1 pseudogene is annotated in these 513 nt (G+C 68.2%); it reads left to right on the forward strand.

Features of this window, described 5'->3' with window-relative positions:
- Positions 1–248: 248 nt before the first annotated feature.
- Positions 249–513: pseudogene (locus G4D87_RS38560) on the forward strand (hypothetical protein); the annotation flags it as partial.

A 513-nucleotide genomic window follows, 5' to 3' on the forward strand; every position in this document is an offset into this window, starting at 1 on the left:
CTGCTCCACCAGGTGCTCGTGGACCAGTCGTTCAATCTTCGATTCCAGCGTCGCAGGGGTTTTCGTGTGCATCCGCCACGGGTTGCACACCGCGACGACGGCCTCAACACTACCCCTGAACGGTTACGAGGGGCTCGACGCTCTGGCGTCTGCTGCGCAAGCAGCAGCCGGGCGGCCTGAGGGAGACGTTGAGGGCCCAGGCGTGCGAGGTGCTGGAGGATTCGAGCGCCCCCCGCCTGCCATTTCCCTTGGGCGTGGTGAGCGTGGACGGCAAGAGCCTGTGGACGACGCACCAGGGTGAGGTGGAGGGGCTGGAGGCCGTCGCCAACGACGAGGAGGGCCGCGCACTGTGGCGGCTGGGCGCGCTGCGGGCCGTGCTCACCAGTGCGCTGGCGGCGCCCTGCCTGGACTTGGAATTCATCGGCGCCAAGGAGGGTGAGTCTCCCGCCTTCCGGCAGTTGCTGCCGCGGGTGGTGGAAGCCTTTGGCGAGCACTTTGGGGTGGTGACAGCCG

This window comes from Myxococcus vastator, assembly GCF_010894475.1.
Classification (GTDB): Bacteria; Myxococcota; Myxococcia; order Myxococcales; family Myxococcaceae; genus Myxococcus; species Myxococcus vastator.